Genomic DNA, 20275 nt, shown 5'->3' with positions numbered 1-20275 from the left:
CATGATTAGTGCAGTGGGTTGAGTGATTTTTACAATCTAATGCGTATTTTGCGACGATAGGTTACACTAATGCGATTAGTTACCGGTAACCTTTGAGGCGTTTTGTGGCTCAGTCCCTGCAATCTTTTCATACCTTTTCTTTGCCTAGCCAATGCCAGCATTTTTATCAAATTGATGAAGTGGATCAGCTTTTAAGCACAGACTTTTCTAAGCCATTTTGTATTTTAGGTGAAGGTAGTAATACGGTGTTTTTATCTGACTACCAAGGTTTCTGTGATCCACATGAACACGAAGGGCATAGATATAGAGCAGCAAAGTGATGGCTTTTTATTGCACATCGCAGCCGGAGAAAACTGGCACCAATTAGTCTCTATGACCGTTGCCAATGAAATGCCTGGGCTTGAAAACCTTGCTTTAATTCCAGGTACTGTTGGGGCTGCGCCAGTGCAAAATATTGGTGCTTATGGTGTGGAGCTTGAAAAGTTTGTTAGTTATGTTGAGTACTTTGATATTGCAACCAAAACGATAAACCGCTTAGCTAAGAATGAATGCCAATTTGGCTATCGTGATTCTATATTCAAACATGCCTTGAAAAATAAAGCTGTGATCACCCAAGTAGGGTTGCTGTTACCTAAAAAATGGCAGCCAGTGCTTAGTTATGGACCATTGCAACAGCTTTCAGCTCCCTCTCCTCAGCAGGTGTTTGAGCAAATCATCGCAACTAGAAGCAGTAAATTACCAAATCCAAACAAACTTGCGAATGCTGGCAGCTTTTTTAAAAACCCAGTGATCAGTAATGAGCAACTTGCGTTACTTTTAAAACAGTATCCTGAGTTACCTCATTACTTTGTTGATGCTGAGCACCATAAGGTTGCGGCAGGATGGTTGATTGAACAAGCAGGATTAAAAGGTTGTAAAATCGCAGGTATTGAGGTTCATCAACAGCAAGCGTTAGTGCTAGTCAATCATGGTAATAGTACAGGCGATGATTTAATTGCCATGGTAAAACATGTTCAACAACAAGTTTGGCAAAAATATCAGATTGCTCTACAACACGAAGTACGACTGATTAATGCCGTTCATGAGTGTCACATTGAATTAGGAGCTTCATTATGAAAGCACCAGACGGTAATAAGCTCGCTATTTTACATGCTCTGAATACTGGTGGTTTTATTTCTGGTCAGCAATTGGGTGAGCAACTTGGTATTAGCCGCGCAGCAGTGGGTAAACATATTCACTCGTTACAGGAAATGGGGCTCGATATTTTCAAGGTCACTGGTAAAGGGTATTGCCTTAACAATAGTGCAGGCTTACTGAACAAAGATAAAATCGGCCAGTATTATACTGTATTGGGTGGCAGCACCGCTGAGGTCGAAGTGCAGCCAATTATTGATTCAACTAACAGTGAGCTTATGCGCCGTTTGCAAACAGAGGTACCACTGCCATCTGGTAGCGTGTTAGTTGCAGAAATGCAGCAAGCTGGAAGAGGACGCCGTGGGCGCGTTTGGCAATCTCCGTTTGGTGCAAACTTATACTTTAGTTATTTTTGGCGTTTGGATGATGGTTTGCAAGCTGCTATGGGGGTATCTATTGCTGTTGGGCTGGCTGTTTACGATACACTTAAAGCCTTGTACCAATTGGATGTAGAGCTTAAATGGCCAAATGATATCTACTTAAACCGTGAAAAATTAGCAGGTGTATTAGTTGAACTTGATGGTCAACCACAAGGACCTTGCCAGCTTGTAATAGGTATAGGTATCAACTTACATATGCCAGAAAGTGTTAGCCAACACATAGATCAAGCATGGACTGACTTAAGCCAGCATGTAAAGGGGTTAGATAAAAACAAGCTGGTGGCTTATTTGTGCTTTTATTTAGAAAAACGCTTAACCCAGTATCAGCAATCAGGTTTAAACGGTATGTATCTACAGTGGAATCAGTTAAATGCATTTGCAGGCGAGTGCGTTGAGCTAAATACTGGTCATCGAAGCTGGCGTGGCATTTGCGAAGGGATTGATAACCAAGGTGGCGTGCGCATTCGTCAAGATGGCGAAGTAAAAAGTTATTATGGTGGTGAAATTTCATTACGTAAGGCTGAGCTATGAAACTATTAGTGGATGTTGGCAATACCGCAATTAAAGCCGTTTTATTTGATGGTAAGGGTTATCAAGCATGTGAGCTCAGCAATTTACCTTGGTTACAAATAAAAGAGCTGGTATATGCCTGCGTGGGTAGCGCTGAGCTACTTAAACCTTTATTGGCACAGGCGCAGCAACATGCTGTTCCTTACTTTGAAGCAGAGGTGACAGCTAAACTCGCTATGTTAACCTGCGCCTATCAGCAGTTTCAAAACTTAGGAATTGATCGCTGGCTCGCGGTGATAGCTGCGTATGTAGAATATCCTCAGCAAAACTGCATCATTATCGATGCCGGTACCGCAACGACAATCGATGTGCTCAACAAAGAAGGGGCGCATTTAGGGGGCTGGATTTTACCCGGTCTTGATTTAATGACGTCTTCACTTACCCAAAACACGCAGCGGGTATTTGATGATAAACAAATACCCTTTACTACAGATTTAGGGCGTAATACTCCAAATGGTCTAAAAAATGGTGCCATGGTTGCTACCCTAGGTGCAATCGAGCTAGCAAAACAACATCTTAACCAACAAGATTGTCAGCTATTATTTGCTGGTGGCTATGGCAAACTGTTAGCAGATTCATTTATAGATGCTAAATTTGACAGCTTACTGGTTTTTAAAGGGCTAAATTATTGGCATGAAATAGCCACAAAATAGTAAAAGTATGGGTATTTGTCTGAATAGTGAGCGTTTAACACATAAAATCACATTTTTTTTAATTTTATGGTTGCATCACAATAAACCTTACCTTAGAATCTCGCCCCGTACTAAAGCAGTGCCGACTTAGCTCAGTTGGTAGAGCAACTGACTTGTAATCAGTAGGTCATCCGTTCAACTCGGATAGTCGGCACCACTTTCCTTTTACCGGAAGTGACTTAGTAAAGAATTTTCGTGGAGGGGTTCCCGAGCGGCCAAAGGGATCAGACTGTAAATCTGACGGCTCAGCCTTCGCTGGTTCGAATCCAGCTCCCTCCACCACTTTATTCTTGACGGTTAGAGGTAGTTTAAGAACAGGTTCCTATGCGGGCATCGTATAATGGCTATTACCTCAGCCTTCCAAGCTGATGATGCGGGTTCGATTCCCGCTGCCCGCTCCAGACTTCTGGTGTTGCTGATATAGCTCAGTTGGTAGAGCGCACCCTTGGTAAGGGTGAGGTCGGCAGTTCAAATCTGCCTATCAGCACCAGTATCGAGAACTCATCTTAATATCTTCCTTTATCTGTCAGAAAAAACTATTTGAAATTTGAAAAAATTAAATTAATCTACCCTCGGTGGATTATTTTCATATGTAATCTAGATACACAAAACTGATAGGTTCCGTCATGGCAAAAGAAAAGTTTGAACGCGTAAAACCGCACGTAAACGTTGGTACAATCGGCCACGTTGACCACGGTAAAACAACTCTAACAGCAGCAATCACAAACGTACTTGCAAAAGTATACGGTGGTGTAGCTAAAGACTTCGCATCAATCGATAACGCTCCAGAAGAGCGTGAGCGTGGTATCACAATCTCAACTTCACACGTTGAGTACGATACTCCAACTCGTCACTACGCACACGTAGACTGTCCAGGACACGCCGATTATGTTAAAAACATGATCACTGGTGCTGCTCAAATGGACGGCGCAATCCTAGTAGTTGCTGCGACTGACGGTCCTATGCCACAAACTCGTGAGCACATCCTACTTTCTCGTCAGGTTGGTGTACCTTACATCATCGTATTCATGAACAAATGTGACATGGTTGACGACGAAGAGCTACTTGAGCTAGTTGAGATGGAAGTTCGTGAACTTCTTTCAGAGTACGACTTCCCAGGTGATGACTTACCACTAATCCAAGGTTCAGCGCTTAAAGCGTTAGAAGGCGAGAAAGAGTGGGAAGACAAAATCGTTGAGCTTGCAGAAGCACTAGATTCTTACATCCCAGAGCCAGAGCGTGACATCGATAAGCCATTCATCATGCCTATCGAAGACGTATTCTCAATCCAAGGTCGTGGTACTGTTGTAACTGGCCGTGTTGAAGCTGGTATCATCAACGTGAATGACGAAGTTGAAATCGTAGGTATCAAAGAAACTACGAAGACAACTTGTACAGGTGTTGAGATGTTCCGTAAGCTTCTAGACGAAGGTCGTGCGGGTGAGAACATCGGTGCACTTCTACGTGGTACTAAGCGTGAAGACGTTGAACGTGGTCAAGTACTAGCTAAGCCTGGTTCAATCACTCCACACACGAAGTTCACTTCAGAAGTATACGTACTTTCTAAAGATGAAGGTGGTCGTCACACTCCATTCTTCAAAGGTTACCGTCCACAGTTCTACTTCCGTACAACTGACGTAACAGGTGACGTACAGTTACCAGACGGCGTTGAAATGGTAATGCCTGGTGATAACATCAAGATGACTGTAGAACTAATCTGCCCAATCGCGATGGACGAAGGTTTACGCTTCGCTATCCGTGAAGGTGGTCGTACAGTTGGTGCTGGTGTTGTTGCAACTATCGTTGAGTAATCAACTATAGTAATGCATCAAGCATTAAGAAAAACCCGAGCTTAGTCTCGGGTTTTTTTATGGGTGAAAAAGCTATCAGCTGAAGTTTTAAGCAGTTTAGAGTGAAAGACTAATCTGCCGCCTTCAAACTCCCAATGGACGAAGGTTTACGCTTCGCTATCCGTGAAGGTGGCCGTACAGTTGGTGCTGGTGTTGTTGCAACTATCGTTGAGTAATCAACTATAGTAATGCATCAAGCATTAAGAAAAACCCGAGCTTAGTCTCGGGTTTTTTTATGGGTGAAAAAGCTATCAGCTGTAAGTTTTAAGCAGTTTAGAGTGAAAGACTAATCTGCCGCCTTCAAACTCCCAATGGACGAAGGTTTACGCTTCGCTATCCGTGAAGGCTGAAAGCGGGGAGTTCGGGAGTGAAACTCCCGCAGCTTGAAGGCAAAGAGCTCTGTGATGAGCCGGAGGCCGTACAGTTGGTGCTGGTGTTGTTGCAACTATCGTTGAGTAATCAACTATAGTAATGCATCAAGCATTAAGAAAAACCCGAGCTTAATCTCGGTTTTTTTTATGGGTGAAAAAGCTATCAGCTGCATGCTTTAAGCCGCTTTTTCATTTCCCTAACGCTTTGTCTAGCTCTTCTCTTAAGCGTGGGCTTTTTAGATTTTCAGCCATAATTTCGGCAACTTTTGCATTACTGCTATTTTCAAGAGTAGTTATTCGTTCTGCTAAATCGGTGGCGAAACTATTATTTCCGTCTCGCATTGCACGGAAAAATTGTCCAATCAGTGCAGTGGCAGAAATATTGCGAACATAATTATTATCGTCCGTTTGTAGTAACTTCTGAAAATGCTCAGCGAGTTTTGGCGAAACGTTTGTTTGCCGAGATAAACTCTCTAGGGCACTAACTCGGATCTTGGCATCATTAGTGTATTCACTGATGCTTATCATGGCATCGATTACTGCATTTGCTTGGCTTTCATCTAGGTCGCGCCTGAGCATGCTTAAGGTCATTTTTAGTTGGCCGTATGCTGCTAAACGCTCATTTTCTGATTTGCTTAAATTAAGCAATGTTGCGAGTGCTTCATTTATCGAAGAGTCAGCATATTGTGGGTCTGCTTTAATGCGTTCGCGGTAGTCGTCAGGTAAATTACTTAGCCAACCAAGAGCAGGGTTTCTCTTTTCAATCTCGGCGCGTCGCTCACTTTCTTGTTGTTCGATTGCTTGCTTTACCAATGAGGCAAGTAGCTCAGGAGCAATGGTTGGAGTTTGATGCTCAAGCTCGTGAATGCGTGTTTCTAGGTCTAAAATATAGCCATGTAAAGCAATGAGATTTTCTCGGTCTTGCTCAGGAATAGCTAACTCTTTTAAGCTAGATTTTGCTGGTTGAATTAGAAAAGGTTTGTCAGTAGGAGTTGATTTTGTTTGGCTATAAATTGATAAGCCCAGTGCAATGCTTGCAAAAACCAACGCAATATTCCCTTGCCAAGTCGACATATCACATCACCCAAATTGCTTTGTAATACTAGCAGATTAAAACAGGCTATTTGTATTATCAATTACTTATATTGATAAAAAAGCGCAGCTAGTTAGCTGCGCTTTTAAATAGAGTTAAAGCTGATTAATGGGCTTTTGCGTATGCTTCGGCTTGTTGCCATACGCGTAGCATATTGCCACTTAAAATCTTTTTGATGTCTTTATCGCTATAACCACGGTCCATTAGACCTTGCACTAGGTTCGGATAGCTAGACACATCTTTTAAGCCAGTAGGTAGAGAGTCGCCTACACCATCGTAATCTGAGCCAATACCCACATAATCGATGCCAATTAGTTCAACTACATGGTCAATGTGATCAAGTACTTGCTCTAAGCTCGCAAATGGGAATGGGTTTTTAGCACGATAAGCTGCGTCAAAATCTTTGCTTAGTTTAGTACCGTCTTTTTTCTTATCGGCTTTTGCAGATTTTAGTTGATCGTACCAAGAGCCAGCTTTTGCTGTAACAAAGCTTGAGCCGAAGTTAATTTGAATCACCCCACCATTCTTTTTCAGCGCCAATAGCATGTCATCATTCATATTACGCTCAAAACCAGGCGTATACTTACGAAGTGACGAGTGTGAAGCAATCACTGGTACTTTTGAAATTTCCATTACTTGGTAAAACGCATCATCAGAAATATGCGAAACATCAACTAGCATACCAATGTTGTTCATTTCTTTTACTAGTTCTTTACCAAATGGGCTCAGGCCTTTCCACTTACGACGAATATCATAAGATGAATCAGAAATATGGTTGCTTTGTGAGTGAGCTAGAGTGATATAACGTACGCCACGCTCATAAAAATGCTTAAGGTTTTTAATGTCGCCTTCGATAGGCGAGCCGTTTTCCATACCCATAGCAATCGACATTTTGCCTTGTTTAAATTGCTCTTTAATATCGGCAGTAGAGTCTGCAATAGCGAACTTATTTGGCGCGCGTTGCACAATGGCTTCCATAGAATCGATCAGCTGATTTGCTAATTGATAGCTCTTACCTTTGCCTTCAAACTCTAGGTTTGCAGGAATGTAAATTGACATGAAAGGGGCATTCAAACCACCTTGCACTGCACGTGGATAATCAAAGTCTCCGTCGCTTGTGGCTTTTGTTACATCTGCCCATTTGTTATGAATACGGTAAGGTACATCGATATGGGTATCGATTAAAATAGTGTCTTTTGCCAGCTTAATGGCTTTATCTGATGCAGTAACCTGAGCTGCGTTTGCTTGACCAATCAGGGCCAAAGAAACCGCAGCAACCAGTGAGCTTAGTTTTTTCATTTTTAATGGCTCTTTAAGTTAAAAAGTCATTGTGAAGGGTTACTGTATAACTTACAAGTTTAGTCGTTAAACGACGCTTGGTACTCTGGATCGGCTTGCAAAGCGATGAATTCAGCTTTAGAGATAATCGTAACTGACTCATGTAACTCAGAAAAAAACACCATAGCTTCACCACTTTTAAGTTGTTGGTGAACCTGCGCGACCTTGCTTTCAATACTAAACTCTTGTTCGCCGTAATCAGTACCTTCACGTAAAACATAGCTTTCGATTAAATTATGTAGGGTTTCTTTATCAAGGCGGTCGTGAGGAATGATCATAGCTGCTCTTTCTTAATTAATTGTTGAAAATACTCTGGAACAATACTTTCAAGCCAATACTTGGGTTTAAAAGGGTTTTTGCCGCTAATAAAGCCAACATGACCACCTTGTTCAGAGATGCGCAGCGTAACATGTTCACTCACATCTAAGCTATCTGGCACAGCTTTTATTGATAACATAGGGTCATCTTTGGCGTGCACAATAAGCGTAGGCGTTGCAATGCTTTTCAAAAATGGTTTTGCGCTAGCTTGTTGATAATAATCTTCAGCGCCAGCAAAGCCATGTAGTGGTGCTGTGAGCATGTTATCGAATTGCCATAAGTCATCAATCGCCATTAGTTTTTCAGGTGTTAAGTTAATTTGCTGTTCGATTTGTGGCAGCTTTCTTTGCATTGATTTTTTCATACGGTCGAGCAAATACTTTTGATATATTTTGCCCAAGCTTTTGCGAATAACTTCACAAGACGATGACAAGTCAAACGGCGCAGACACAACTGCTGCGCCTGTTAAGTTCGATTTAGCACCTTGCTCACCTAAATATTTTGCAAGCACATTACCACCTAATGAAAAGCCCACAGCAAAAAGCGGGCGTTTTGGAAATTTGCTCTTAAGGTGGCTGATGAAAAAGCGTAGGTCCTCTGTTTCTCCACTGTGATAAGCACGTGCTAAACGGTTAACTTCGCGTGAGCAGTTTCGAAAATGCATTAACACCACTGCAAAGCCTTGCTGCTTTAGTTTTTTCATCATGCCTTTAGCATAAAAACTATTTATGTTGCCTTCTAAACCATGCAATACAATGGCGAGTGGGGCTTGTTCGTTATGAGGGATTGCCCAAGCTAGTTCTAAAAAGTCACCATCAGGGGTATCGATTGTCGATAAGTCGTAGCGGGTATTATGAAAAGGGCGAAAAAAGCGCGGCATTATGGTTTGTAAATGGCGATTGCGCATCCACCACGCAGGCTTAAACTCAGGTAACATAGCTGACACTTTCGAAACAAAATAAGCGCCTATTGTAGCAAGTTTTTGCTTTTTGAGAACCGCTGCGAGATTTTTGCTATATACAAATAAAAAGCCCCTAAACAATAAATTGAATAGGGGCTTTGTGCGTCGTGCTTAATTCTTACTTAGGAACTTCTGCGTCGTGAACTTTTTTAATAAAGTAACCAACATAGAAAAGGCATAAAACGATAACAACTGCCAAAATGCCGAATGACATAAATAAAACTGGGTCGCTAAAAAAATCTCTGAAGAATACGTTCATGGTTGTGCCTCCTAATGTCTATGAGTTAATCATAGGCTGGCTTGAGGACGGCTGATATGATCCAGATCAAGCAATTTTCCTGATGCTAACTAAGGCGATTTAATAGTTGATTTGGATCAAGTTTAATGGGGGCGTTGAGAGTTAAGCAGAGCGATTGGATGGTCTTTTAATGTTGTTAGCTTGATTTTTAATTAAATGGTAGGAGAAATTTTATCGCTTATCGCTTATCGCTTATCGCTTATCGCTTATCGCTTATCGCTTATCGCTTATCGCTTATCGCTTATCGCTTATCGCTTATATATAGCATTATATTGTTAGTATTAGGACACCGAGAGAGTGCCATGCTATTTAATGTGTTTATAAGTAATTGTTGTTGCTGTTTTTCGAGCTTGAGTTCTGCGCTGAGTAACTCTTTGCGAATAGTGGGGTAGTCTGGAAGCTCGGTTTGTATAGTTTTAAGGTAGGCGCGTGTTGCACGTAAGGGTTGTAAAGCGTGCTGGTCAAACTCGGCTATGCATGACTCAAGCTCACTTAGTTGAGGTGGGGTTACAGCAAGCTCTAATGAGTCCAGATAATAAAGCAGTAGGCAAAGGTTCACATTTTTGCCTTGCTGGTTTTGATAGTCTAGTAGCTTTGTTTGCATGCCATCTTTGCTGTAAAGCTGACATGCAAACTGCCAAAATTCCTCGCTGTTAAGCGTTTTCATCGGCAAAGGCCTGCTCTTTTTCTTCAAGCTCTTCAAGTGCCATGAGTAGCTCTTCTTCAACGTCATTTAGCTTCGGGGTTAAGTTTGCTTGTTTACTAAGCAGCTCTGTCAGTTTGGCTTTATTTTCATCATTGTATAAGTCATTGTCAGCAAGTGCATTTTCGATTTCTCCAAGCTCTGTAGAATACTTATCAAGTAGCTTTTCAAGCTTTTCGATTTGCTTTTTCAACGGCTGTACTGACTTTCTAAATTCTGCCTCTAAGCGCTTTTGCTCTTTACGGTTAACGCTTGAATGTGCTTTAGAGGCATTGTCTTCAGTGCTTTTAGCAGCTTCTTTGTTAGCATTGAGTAGCCATTGGTAATAGGCATCAAGGTCATAACCAAATTGTGTTACTTCGCCGTTATCAACGAGGTAATACTCATCAGCGGTATTTTTTAGCATGTGACGGTCGTGCGATACGGTAACCATAGCACCTTCGAAGCCTTGTAGTGCCATCACTAGGGCATGGCGCATTTCTAAATCTAGGTGGTTAGTTGGCTCATCCAGTAACAGAAGGTTTGGCTTTTGATACACCAGCATGGCTAATACTAAACGGGCTTTTTCACCGCCAGAAAATGGCGCAACTGGCTCAAGTGCTTTATCACCAAAAAAAGCAAAGCCACCTAAAAAGTCACGCAGTGATTGCTCTGGAGCTTGCGGGTTTAAACGTTGTAAATGGGTCACAGCACTGGCTTTTAAATCAAGTGACTCAAGCTGATGCTGAGCAAAGTAACCAATATTTAAGCCTTGATGCTGAAATACTTCTCCAGCTTGAGGCTGTAAATCGCCGGCTAATAATTTAATGAGTGTTGACTTACCCGCGCCATTACGGCCAAGCAGGGCGATGCGACTACCTGGAACAAGATTTAGCTTGATGCTATGTAAAATGGTGATGTCGCCATAACCTGCTTTGGCTTGGTCGAGTGTCATTAATGGATTTGGCAGGGCCGTTGGCTCAGCAAACTCAAAATCAAAGGGTGAGTCAACATGGGCTGGGGCCAATTTTTCCATACGCTCTAGCGCTTTTACGCGGCTTTGTGCTTGCTTAGCTTTACTGGCTTTTGCTTTAAAGCGAGTAATAAACTTTTCAAGGTGAGCAATTTGTTCTTGTTGTTTTTCGAACATCGCTTGTTGTTGTAATAAGCGCTCTGCTTTTTGACGTTCGAATTGCGAGTAGTTGCCTTTATAAACGTTTATTTTTTGTGAGTCTATGTGCCAAATTTGGTCAACCACGGCATCGAGGAACTCTCTGTCATGGGAAATGAGCACCAGAGTGCCTGTGTAGGCCCGTAAAAAACGTTCTAACCAATACACGGCATCTAGGTCTAAGTGGTTGGTTGGTTCATCCAGCAGCAATAAATCGGCATCACGTATAAGCGCTTGCGCCAAGTTTAAGCGCATACGCCAACCACCCGAAAAGGCGCTCACCGGGTTGTCTATTTGCTCATTACTAAAACCTAAACCGTGTAACAGTTCGCCGGCTTTTGCTTCAATGCTGTAGCCTTGAATATATTCTAGGCCAATATGTGCTTTAGCTTGCGCATCGCCATCATTATTTTGCTCAGCTTCGCGTAGTGCAATTCTTAGCGCGTAATATTCAGGATGGCCTTGTAATACATAATCGAGGGCACTGATTTCGAGCGCGGGTGTTTCTTGCTTTACAGAGGCTATTGACCAGTCTTTAGGAATTTGGCATTCACCGGCATCGAGTTGCAATTCAGACTTTAATAGCGCGAACAGCGTTGATTTACCACAGCCATTAGCGCCAACAAGGCCGACTTTATGCTCTGGGAATAAGGTTGCAGAGGCACCTTTTAATAAGGCGTTACCACCACGTAGAAGTTCGATGTCTGAAATTTGGATCATGAAAGTTTACTTGCACAGCACTAATTAAATTGCCGCTATCATAACACGGATCACATTAGGCTTCGCAATCGTATCAAACAGAGAGTTATTAGGCTAAAATAGCCACCTACATGCCACGGGAGATCATCTATGAGACAAAAGAAACGCTTTATTGCTGGCGCATCATGCCCTGAGTGTAAGGCTATGGACACCATGATGCTTTATAAAGAACATGATGTGGAAAAAGTGGAGTGCGTACAGTGTGGCCACAAAATGACGCAACCAGAACAGGCTGTGCAAGCCTCAACACGCCAATTTGAGCAAGTGATTGGTGTATTTAAGCCGGGCGATTAATTCCCGGCTCTATCCTACCTAATTAATAGTGCGGCGGTGGCGGCTCTTGCATTTGCGACATCAAAGAAGGCTGTTGTGATTCTTTGATCTTCTCTGCAAGTAACTCAGTCTGGCGTTTCATTTTTGCCAACTGCTGTTGGTGCGCTTTAAGCTCATCATTCAATATTTCAATTGTTTCATCTTGAAAAGCGACTTTCGCTTCAAGTTCCATTAGACGATTTTCAATTGTATTCATTTGATTCTCTTAGATTAAAACTTTCAGCGAATCCGCTGGAGCTTTCGGTTAATAACGCTTGGTTGTTATCAGTAAACGCAACATCTAACACCACGGCTGATTTCGGGCGGCTTCCTTCACGAGGAATAACTTGCCACGTTTGTAATTTTTTACCAGATTCAAGCTGCCATAAATCGACTAATCGATTGGGTGAACCGGTGGCAATTAAAGTGCCTTCATCGTTAAAACGGACGGCGGTAAAAATTTTCTGACGCGCAATATACGCCAGTTTGCTAACAAGATCACCTGTAGTCAGCCGCCATACATTTGCTTGCTTCATACTGTCTGAGGTAAATGCGTAACGACCTTGTGGATCAAGGGCGACTTGAGTAACGCGACTTGGATGATTAAAGCGATGGATCACCTGCCCTGTACGAGTATCCCAAAAGTAAGCAACGTAGTCATTTGAACCACTGATGGCGTAGTGGCCGTTAGGTGATAGGTCAACAACATTAACTTTTTCTTGATGACCAAGGAACTCTATGCGCCTTCCACTCTCTAAGTCGAGGTAAACGACTACACCGTCGGCGCGGCCGTATAATACGCTGCGCCCTTGGTTACTTATCGCGATATCTCTAATGGTTGAGGCGTGAATTTTGTAATAACCTGTGTTGTTTCCCGTAGCAATGTCCCACACTGCGAATGTGGACTTCTCGGCGGTAACAGCATGGCTATTGTCGTAAGAAAGAGCTACGGTGTGAACGAGGCTATCTTGAGCTTGTTGTTGGAACCATTGGTATTTTAACACTTGCTGTTGATTATCCCACAGTGCAACCCCATGGTGTATTGATGAGATTAGGCTGTATTTGCCATCGTGCGAAAGCGCGGAAGCAAATGCTCCTCTAGCCGCATGCTCATAGCGTGCAGTAGATTGCTCATGTTGCTCAGAGCAGCCTGCAACTAAGCAAAGGCTGAGCAGATACAAAAAAGTACGAAATATCGACATATTACGAGTATTTCCCCTTAACTCTTAGTGATTGAGAGGTTAGACTAGGTCTCGTTGAAGGCCTAGGTTGTTAGTCTAATCGCTGATCATGCAATTGCATGACGTTAGTTATTAGACAAGCAGCCTACCATGTAGGTCGTTAATCTTTAACTAGTAATAATACAATAATTGACAACTGCAAAGTGTGTCGGAGATATAAAATGAGAAAGACGATTAAATTGTCATTGATTGCAGCGTCAGTTTTAGCGCTAACAGCTTGTAATCAGGAAGCAAAAAAAGAACAGCAAGTTGAAGTTAAACTAGAGACTGAAGCTCAACAACAAGCATACGGTATTGGTGCGTCGGTTGGTAACTTCCTAAACCAAGATCTTGCAGATAAAAAAGCACTGGGTGTTGAATTAGACGAAGCACTTCTTAAGCGTGGTTTTGAAGACGCACTAGCAGGTAACGCTAAACTTGATGACGAAAAAATTCGTGAAGTATTAACGGCGCTTGATCAAAGCATTCGTACCAAGCAAGAAGAAAAAGCGAAAGTAGAAGCTGAAAAGAGCAAAGCTGAAGGCGAGAAATTCCTAGCTGAAAACGCGAAGAAAGAAGGCGTTACTGTAACTGAGTCTGGCTTACAGTACGAAGTAATCACTGAAGGTGAAGGCGAAAAGCCAGTAGCAACTGACGTTGTTAAAGTACATTACAAAGGTACTTTAATTGACGGTACTGAATTTGATAGCTCTTACTCACGTAACGAACCAACAACGTTCCCACTTAACCGTGTGATCCCTGGTTGGACTGAAGGTTTACAATTAATGCCAGTTGGCTCTAAGTACAAGTTCACGATTCCATCTGATCTTGCATACGGTGAGCGTGATCTTGGTAAGATCCCAGCAAACTCAACGCTTGTTTTCGAAGTAGAATTACTTGAAATCCAAAGCGATGATAAAGCTGTTCCAGCTGAGTAATATTTAACTCACTAGAAAAGGGCCTATAGGCCCTTTTTTTACGCGTGAAGTTTATTAACTAAATGCCGCTTCTTTCATTTTTAATGTGCCATTATTTGCATCAAGCTCAACCAAAGTGCCAACAGGTAAAATAAATTGGCGTTTAATATGGCCAATCATGGCTCCACGATAAGCAGGAATTCCCAGCGGTTTTATATAATCTGCAAAAATATCGTCAAGGGTTAATGAGCCATAACCTCGGCCAGGCCTACAGTCATTACAATCACCAAATACAAAGCCTGCAATCTTATCAAGTGCGCCCATGAGTTTTAGTGTACTCATCATTCTGTCAATTCGATACGGCGCTTCATCGATATCTTCTAAAAATAAAATTGCGCCATTAAAGTCAGGTAAATAGTCCGAACCTGCAAGGGCAGTCAGCACCGTTAAGTTGCCACCTATTAATTGTCCAGTAGCTTTACCTGGAGTAATCGTTTGGGTCAAATATTGTGTGTTAACTAACTCATCTTCGGCTTTTGGTAAGTTTTGGAAATACATCAGCTTACGCGCTTCGAACATGCTCTTAAATTGCGCGACATGAAACGGGTTCCAGTCACTTGATGCATTTGGACCATGAAAGCTGATTAACCCAGCTTGAGAGAGTAACGCGTTGTGCAGAGCAGTAATATCCGAATATCCCATCAGTGGTTTTGGATTGTTACGGATCATCGCGTAGTCAAGCAAAGGTAAAATACGGGCGGCCCCTGAACCTCCACGTAAGCACAAAATGGCATCAACTTCTTTATCACTGAATAAGCTATTCAAATCGCCAGCTCGCATTGCATCTGTGCCAGCTAAGTGCCCTCGTCTTGCCAGAATGTTTGGTGCAAGCTTAGCCTTGTAGCCTAATGCTTCTATAACGCCCTTTGCTAGTACGATATCAGCCTGCTGCGCGGTGGCTGCTGATGGACTGCACACACCTATAGTGCCTCCCTTTGCCAGTATTTTTGGCTTTATTAATGTTTGGGTACAGCTATTTTGTGCAGCCATTAAGGGAGTTGATGTTAGACTTGCGCCTGCTGCAAGGATTGAGAGTGACTTTAAAAATGACCGTTTATTCATAGCGAGCCTCATGTTTTTATAGTATGAGTATCGCATTGAAAAAAATATTTCAAATATTTGTTACGAAATGGAATAGATGATTCTTTTGGAGATGGCAAAAAGAAACTTTCAGCAGAGAGTATTTCTCTGCTGTGTAACTGATGTTAGCTGGTGTGATTTGAATATAAGTTGTCGATTAACTCATCTTCTAATTCAAAGCGTAATTCAAGGGCTTCACCTAACGTTGATAAGTCTTTATCAAACTCATCAAGCAGGTCGTCTTGCTCTACTTCTGCGTATTTGTCGTTAAAATCGAGTGCTACATCTGTGGTTTCAGAAATGCGAGGATATAAGGTATTAGCCAACTTTTGGCTATCAGGGCCTTTTTCTTCACACGCTTTGGCAATGTCGTCGTAAATTTCGAAATGGCCAGCAGAAAGGTAATCCATCAGAATTTGGCAAAAGTTTTGAATTTGCAGTTGATCAGGAAGGGCGTGATCTTTCTTTTCATACGGTGAAAAGCCTGCAATACGGCAGAACAACACAAGCAGCTCTTGACGTTCTGTAAGCCATTTGTCGATTACAGAGTGACTACCGCCCCACTTTTGTTGAGCTTTTTCCAAACGCGTCAGCATATTTCATCTCCTCGCTGAGTAGGTTTTCCTTTGTATATATAAAAAGGAAATATGACACAAAGATCAACTAAATTCTTAGTGTCTAATTGCAACAGATTGTAAAAGTCATCCTAAAGGCATATTTTTTAGCATTGAATAGGCTAAGAAGCACCCTTGTTTTTTAGAGTGGACTTTTTTTTCTCTAATTGCAGTGTATGGGAATTGATTCAAAACTACTAGTATTAATTTTGCAATTTTTATCTAAGGAATGGGTGTGTAAATTACTGATTTAGAAAAGAAAAAACCACCAAAAGTGGTGGTTTAATTCTTTTTCTAAGACTTGTTAAACAAGCGTTCTTATTATTATGGGAAGATTGTTGTTCTTATTGTTATAAGATTTTTATTATTGTTTTTGTTAACGCGGGGTAAGTTATACCAAGCTTTTTTGGATGTTGCAAATTTATTAATGAAAAGTTTTAAATTTATTTTGTTTTTGTGCAAAAAACGCACGGTAGGCTTAGACTGGCTTAAAAAACATGATCTATATCTAGCCTTGATTATCTATCCATAGTGAGACGCGCAATATGGTGATACAATCTGCTCAATTTCATTCAGTTCTAGGATTCTATACGCATGAGCGAATTAAAAAACGATCGTTATTTACGTGCACTACAAAAGCAACCTGTTGATGTCACACCGGTATGGATGATGCGCCAAGCTGGCCGCTATTTACCTGAATACCGTGCTACACGTGCCCAAGCAGGCGACTTTATGAGTTTATGTAAAAACGCTGAACTTGCTTGTGAAGTAACGTTACAGCCATTACGTCGTTATCCGCTTGATGCTGCAATTCTATTCAGTGATATTTTAACTATTCCTGATGCTATGGGCTTAGGTCTTTACTTCGAAACAGGTGAAGGTCCGAAATTTGAACGTCCGATTTCTTCATTAGCAGATGTTAAAAAAATCCCAAATATCGATCCAACTGATGAGCTTGGTTATGTGATGAATGCGGTAAGTACGATTCGCCGCGAATTAAAAGGTGAAGTACCGCTAATTGGTTTCTCTGGTTCACCTTGGACACTTGCTACTTACATGGTTGAAGGTGGTAGCAGCAAAACATTCGGTAAAATCAAGAAAATGGCCTTTGCAGAGCCGCAAACCCTGCACCTATTACTTGATAAATTAGCTGACTCAGTGATTGACTACTTAAACGCGCAAGTTAAAGCGGGTGCGCAATCGTTAATGGTATTTGACTCATGGGGCGGTGTATTAAGCCCACGTGACTACAATGAGTTTTCATTACAATACATGCACAAGATTGTTGATGGCTTAATTCGTGAATACGATGGCCGTAAAGTGCCAGTGACGTTATTTACTAAAAATGGCGGTCAGTGGATTGAAGCAATTGCAGCAACTGGCTGTGATGCAGTAGGCCTAGACTGGACAATTAACATCGGTGATGCAAAACGTCGTGTTGGCGATAAAGTAGCGCTACAAGGTAACATGGACCCAGCCATGCTGCATGGCACGCCTGAGCGAATTCGCCAAGAAGTTGCGACTATCCTAGAAGACTTTGGTACAGGCTCTGGCCATGTATTTAACCTAGGTCATGGCATTACACCAGATGTAGACCCAGAAAACGCAGGTGTATTTATCAACGCCGTTCATGAATTCAGTGGTAAATACCACAAATAAGCAAAAGCTAGTCATAAAAAAGCCCGCATTAAGCGGGCTTTTTGTTACTTAAATAAACGATTTAAACCATTTAGTGCAGCTACACGATAGGCTTCTGCCATGGTCGGGTAGTTGAACGTGGTATTTACAAAGTAATCAATGTTATTACCGCCGTTCTTTTGTTCCATAATTGCTTGGCCGATGTGAACGATTTCAGAGGCACGCTCACCGAAGCAGTGCACGCCAAGTACTTCTTTGGTATCAACATGGAATAAAATCTTTAAGCTACCTACCTCAGTGCCCGCAATTTGCGCACGCGCTAAATGCTTGAATTGAGCACGACCTACCTCGTAAGGGACTTTTGCTGCTGTTAACTCTTGCTCTGTTTTACCGACTGAGCTCATTTCAGGAATTGTATAAATACCTGCTGGAATATCAATGATCAGCTTCTCATCACAGTTACCACATGCAATCGCATCGGCTGCAATACGGCCTTGGTCAAATGCCGCACTGGCAAGACTTGGGTAACCAATTACATCACCGACAGCATAAATGTTGTCGACTTCTGTTTGGTATGTTTCATTCACTCTAAGCTGGCCACGACCATCCGCTTTTAGGCCAACAGCTTCAAGATTGAGTGTGTCTGTGTTACCAGTACGACCATTGGCAAATAAAATACAGTCAGCTTTTACGCGCTTACCTGATTTTAAGTGCATTACCACACAATCATCGCGAGTTTCTACGCGATCAAACTCTTCATTATGACGAATAACAATACCGCTATTCCAAAAGTGATAGCTTAGAGCATCTGAAATTTCTGCATCCATAAAGGCCAGTAGGCGGTCGCGGGTATTCACCAGGTCAACCTTGGCACCTAAGCCTTTAAAAATAGAGGCGTATTCACAACCAATCACACCGGCACCATAAATCAGCACACGATGAGGGTCATCTTCAAGGCCTAAAATCGTATCGCTGTCGTATATACGTGGGTGTTTAAAGTCTACACCCGGTGGACGGTAAGGGCGCGAGCCAGTAGCAATAACAATCGTTTGTGCAGTAAGAGTTTCAAACGAACCGTCTAGGTGCGTCACTTTGATAGTGTGTTTATCAATAAACTCAGCATCACCTTGATACATATGAATGCGGTTTCGCTCATAAAAGCTGCTACGTAAATTAGATTGCTTTGAAATGACGTTACTTGCGTGGCGCAAAATATCTGGGAAAGTTAAGCGGTTAGGGCGCTCACTAATATTAAAAAGCGGGTTTGCTTTATATTCAATATAACGGCTCACAGAATGACGTAATGCTTTTGACGGGATAGTACCCCAGTGAACACAACCGCCACCTACTGCTTCTTGACGCTCAATAACAGCGACTTTTTTGTTGCTTTTAGATAGGTTCATGGCGGTACCTTCACCGCCAGGACCTGTACCTATGATGATCGCATCATATTGATAAGATGGAGTATCTTTTTGCTTTACTTGTTGTTTGGCCACAGCCGCTCCTATGTTAACTAAAAGAGGCTTTTAACAACCTCGCATTTAGTGCAAGCCAAGCCTGCTTTTGGTTTTCCCAAGCGGCTTCAAGCTCATGATATTGTGTCATTAATGCTGATTTTTCGCACTGCTTCATCATTTTATTTCGTTTGATTTCTAACACGCGTTTTTGCAGGGCACAGAAGTGTTGCAGTCTTTTCAGCAGTAAATCGTACTCAGATTGTAATAATGTAAGCTTATCTTGCGCTAAAGGCAATTTTGCGAGGCGACCTTGGGTCTTATTCATCAAGGTTTCTGCTTTGGCTTTTTCAATTCGCTCAATAGGTGTGCGCTTTAATTTTGAAGCAAGGCCAATTGCAGCTAAAGAGCGGATCATCCACTTCGTTGGATCATAGTGATACCACTTAATGCCGTTACGGTAGTCGCTTGCAAAAATGTGGTGGAAGTTATGATAGCCTTCACCGTAAGTGAATAGTGCTAAAAAACCATTATCACGCGCCGTGTTCTTTTCTGTATAAGGACGTGAGCCCCAGATGTGTGCAAGTGAGTTGATAAAAAACGTAAAATGCTGGCTTAATACTAAGCGCAGTAAACCAACCAGTAATAACATCCCCCATACATCACCAAGCATTAAACCTAGCAATAAAGGAATACCAAAATTAGTCGCGACGACTAACTTCATATAATGGCGGTGTTGCCACATAACAACTTTATTTTTTTGTAAGTCGCGACAGTTACTATAGTTCCCGTATTGCTCGCCTTGATAATCACGTAACATCCAACCTATGTGGCTATACCAAAAACCATTTGTGGCAGCATATGGGTCTTTAATTGGATCATCGACTTGACCATGATGAATACGGTGATCGCTACTCCAGTGCAACGCACTATTTTGCAGAGCAAAAGCACCGCCTAAAGCAAAAAATACTTCAATAACAGGGTGCACATCATAGGCTTTGTGTGCCCATAAACGGTGATAACCGGCAGTAATAGAAAGTCCGGCGTAGAACATACAGCCAACGAAGGCTATCCACTGTGTACTGGTGTATCCGTAGCTAAAGCCATACCAAGGAACAAGGGTGATCGCGGCCAAAAATGTAAGGCTAAAAAATAGCACATTGGTCCAAATAATCGGTGGTTTTTTCATCTGAATAAATCTCGGCGTACAGTTGTACGCTAAAATAGTGTTTCATTCTCTCCGCGTCAAGTATTAGACTGTCTCATTAACCGAAAAAATTATTAAAAGTTCACTCTGGGAGTT

The 20275-nt window shown here is 42.0% G+C and carries 19 protein-coding genes, 4 tRNA genes and 2 pseudogenes; 12 read left to right on the top strand and 13 right to left on the bottom strand.

Features of this window, described 5'->3' with window-relative positions:
* Positions 1-104: 104 nt before the first annotated feature.
* The 9 genes and pseudogenes from murB to HYD28_01280 all read left to right on the top strand — a co-directional run bounded on the left by murB (position 105) and on the right by HYD28_01280 (position 4862).
* A pseudogene (murB, locus tag HYD28_01320) lies at positions 105-1116 on the top strand (UDP-N-acetylmuramate dehydrogenase).
* A complete protein-coding gene (birA, locus tag HYD28_01315) occupies positions 1113-2105 on the top strand; it encodes a bifunctional biotin--[acetyl-CoA-carboxylase] ligase/biotin operon repressor BirA (GenBank protein QLE07721.1) in 993 nt (330 codons plus the stop codon). Before murB ends, birA begins: the two are co-directional and overlap by 4 nt.
* Complete coding sequence (locus tag HYD28_01310; GenBank protein ID QLE07720.1) at positions 2102-2797, top strand: type III pantothenate kinase; 696 nt, start codon at positions 2102-2104, stop codon at positions 2795-2797. The genes birA and HYD28_01310 overlap by 4 nt, the downstream gene beginning before the upstream one ends.
* 120 nt (positions 2798-2917) lie before the next feature.
* Positions 2918-2993: transfer RNA gene (locus HYD28_01305), tRNA-Thr, on the top strand.
* A 40-nt stretch (positions 2994-3033) separates the two neighbouring features.
* Positions 3034-3118, top strand: a tRNA-Tyr gene (locus HYD28_01300).
* A gap of 44 nt (positions 3119-3162) precedes the next feature.
* Positions 3163-3237 (top strand) — tRNA-Gly (locus HYD28_01295).
* A gap of 13 nt (positions 3238-3250) precedes the next feature.
* A tRNA-Thr gene (locus HYD28_01290) sits at positions 3251-3326 on the top strand.
* 136 nt (positions 3327-3462) lie between these two features.
* Complete coding sequence (gene tuf, locus HYD28_01285; protein ID QLE07719.1) at positions 3463-4647, top strand: elongation factor Tu; 1185 nt, start codon at positions 3463-3465, stop codon at positions 4645-4647.
* Between the two features lie 128 nt (positions 4648-4775).
* Positions 4776-4862: pseudogene (locus HYD28_01280) on the top strand (elongation factor Tu).
* Between the two features lie 384 nt (positions 4863-5246).
* On the opposite strand, the gene HYD28_01275 reads toward HYD28_01280, so the two are convergent.
* The 7 genes from HYD28_01275 to HYD28_01245 form a co-directional block, all read right to left on the bottom strand.
* Entirely contained in the window at positions 5247-6131 is an 885-nt protein-coding gene (locus HYD28_01275; protein QLE07718.1) for a hypothetical protein, read from the bottom strand.
* 124 nt (positions 6132-6255) lie between these two features.
* Positions 6256-7449: a membrane dipeptidase gene (locus HYD28_01270; protein QLE07717.1), complete on the bottom strand. Its 1194-nt coding sequence runs from the start codon at positions 7447-7449 to the stop codon at positions 6256-6258.
* Between the two features lie 59 nt (positions 7450-7508).
* The gene (locus HYD28_01265; protein ID QLE07716.1) at positions 7509-7766 is read right to left on the bottom strand and encodes a YheU family protein; all 258 of its coding nucleotides are present in this window, start codon (positions 7764-7766) and stop codon (positions 7509-7511) included.
* Positions 7763-8743 (bottom strand): hydrolase, encoded by a 981-nt coding sequence (locus HYD28_01260; protein ID QLE07715.1) that lies wholly within the window; start codon positions 8741-8743, stop codon positions 7763-7765. The genes HYD28_01265 and HYD28_01260 overlap by 4 nt, the downstream gene beginning before the upstream one ends.
* A gap of 142 nt (positions 8744-8885) precedes the next feature.
* Positions 8886-9026 (bottom strand): DUF3149 domain-containing protein, encoded by a 141-nt coding sequence (locus HYD28_01255; protein ID QLE07714.1) that lies wholly within the window; start codon positions 9024-9026, stop codon positions 8886-8888.
* Between the two features lie 280 nt (positions 9027-9306).
* Positions 9307-9732 carry a TIGR02444 family protein gene (locus HYD28_01250; GenBank protein ID QLE07713.1) on the bottom strand — a complete coding sequence of 142 codons (426 nt, stop codon included), beginning with the start codon at positions 9730-9732 and terminating at the stop codon, positions 9307-9309.
* Complete coding sequence (locus HYD28_01245; protein QLE07712.1) at positions 9719-11638, bottom strand: ATP-binding cassette domain-containing protein; 1920 nt, start codon at positions 11636-11638, stop codon at positions 9719-9721. Before HYD28_01245 ends, HYD28_01250 begins: the two co-directional genes overlap by 14 nt.
* 129 nt (positions 11639-11767) lie before the next feature.
* Between HYD28_01245 and HYD28_01240 the strand changes: the two genes are divergently transcribed.
* Entirely contained in the window at positions 11768-11971 is a 204-nt protein-coding gene (locus tag HYD28_01240) for a YheV family putative metal-binding protein (GenBank protein ID QLE07711.1), read from the top strand.
* A gap of 22 nt (positions 11972-11993) precedes the next feature.
* Here HYD28_01240 and HYD28_01235 read toward each other — a convergent pair whose 3' ends face one another.
* Positions 11994-12206 (bottom strand): SlyX family protein, encoded by a 213-nt coding sequence (locus HYD28_01235; protein QLE07710.1) that lies wholly within the window; start codon positions 12204-12206, stop codon positions 11994-11996.
* Positions 12193-13191 (bottom strand): hypothetical protein, encoded by a 999-nt coding sequence (locus HYD28_01230; protein ID QLE07709.1) that lies wholly within the window; start codon positions 13189-13191, stop codon positions 12193-12195. The genes HYD28_01235 and HYD28_01230 overlap by 14 nt, the downstream gene beginning before the upstream one ends.
* A gap of 200 nt (positions 13192-13391) precedes the next feature.
* Between HYD28_01230 and fkpA the strand changes: the two genes are divergently transcribed.
* Positions 13392-14147 carry an FKBP-type peptidyl-prolyl cis-trans isomerase gene (fkpA, locus tag HYD28_01225; GenBank protein QLE07708.1) on the top strand — a complete coding sequence of 252 codons (756 nt, stop codon included), beginning with the start codon at positions 13392-13394 and terminating at the stop codon, positions 14145-14147.
* 54 nt (positions 14148-14201) lie between these two features.
* On the opposite strand, the gene HYD28_01220 is transcribed toward fkpA, so the two are convergent.
* Together HYD28_01220 and rsd are read right to left on the bottom strand one after the other, a co-directional pair.
* Positions 14202-15248: an LD-carboxypeptidase gene (locus HYD28_01220; protein QLE07707.1), complete on the bottom strand. Its 1047-nt coding sequence runs from the start codon at positions 15246-15248 to the stop codon at positions 14202-14204.
* 143 nt (positions 15249-15391) lie between these two features.
* On the bottom strand, positions 15392-15862 hold the full coding sequence (rsd, locus tag HYD28_01215) for a sigma D regulator (GenBank protein ID QLE07706.1): 471 nt from the start codon (positions 15860-15862) through the stop codon (positions 15392-15394).
* A gap of 612 nt (positions 15863-16474) precedes the next feature.
* Here rsd and hemE point away from each other — a divergent pair.
* A complete protein-coding gene (gene hemE / locus HYD28_01210) occupies positions 16475-17539 on the top strand; it encodes a uroporphyrinogen decarboxylase (protein ID QLE07705.1) in 1065 nt (354 codons plus the stop codon).
* Between the two features lie 44 nt (positions 17540-17583).
* Here the strand turns inward: hemE and sthA are convergent, their stop codons facing one another.
* Both sthA and HYD28_01200 read right to left on the bottom strand, forming a co-directional pair.
* On the bottom strand, positions 17584-19014 hold the full coding sequence (sthA, locus tag HYD28_01205) for a Si-specific NAD(P)(+) transhydrogenase (GenBank protein ID QLE07704.1): 1431 nt from the start codon (positions 19012-19014) through the stop codon (positions 17584-17586).
* A gap of 13 nt (positions 19015-19027) precedes the next feature.
* On the bottom strand, positions 19028-20161 hold the full coding sequence (locus tag HYD28_01200) for a fatty acid desaturase (GenBank protein QLE07703.1): 1134 nt from the start codon (positions 20159-20161) through the stop codon (positions 19028-19030).
* Positions 20162-20275: the final 114 nt, after the last annotated feature.

This window comes from Pseudoalteromonas shioyasakiensis (assembly GCA_013391845.1).
GTDB classification, from domain to species: Bacteria; Pseudomonadota; Gammaproteobacteria; order Enterobacterales; family Alteromonadaceae; genus Pseudoalteromonas; species Pseudoalteromonas apostichopi.
The sequence above is the reverse complement of the archived record's forward strand: the minus strand, read 5'-3'. Positions and strand labels throughout refer to the sequence as shown.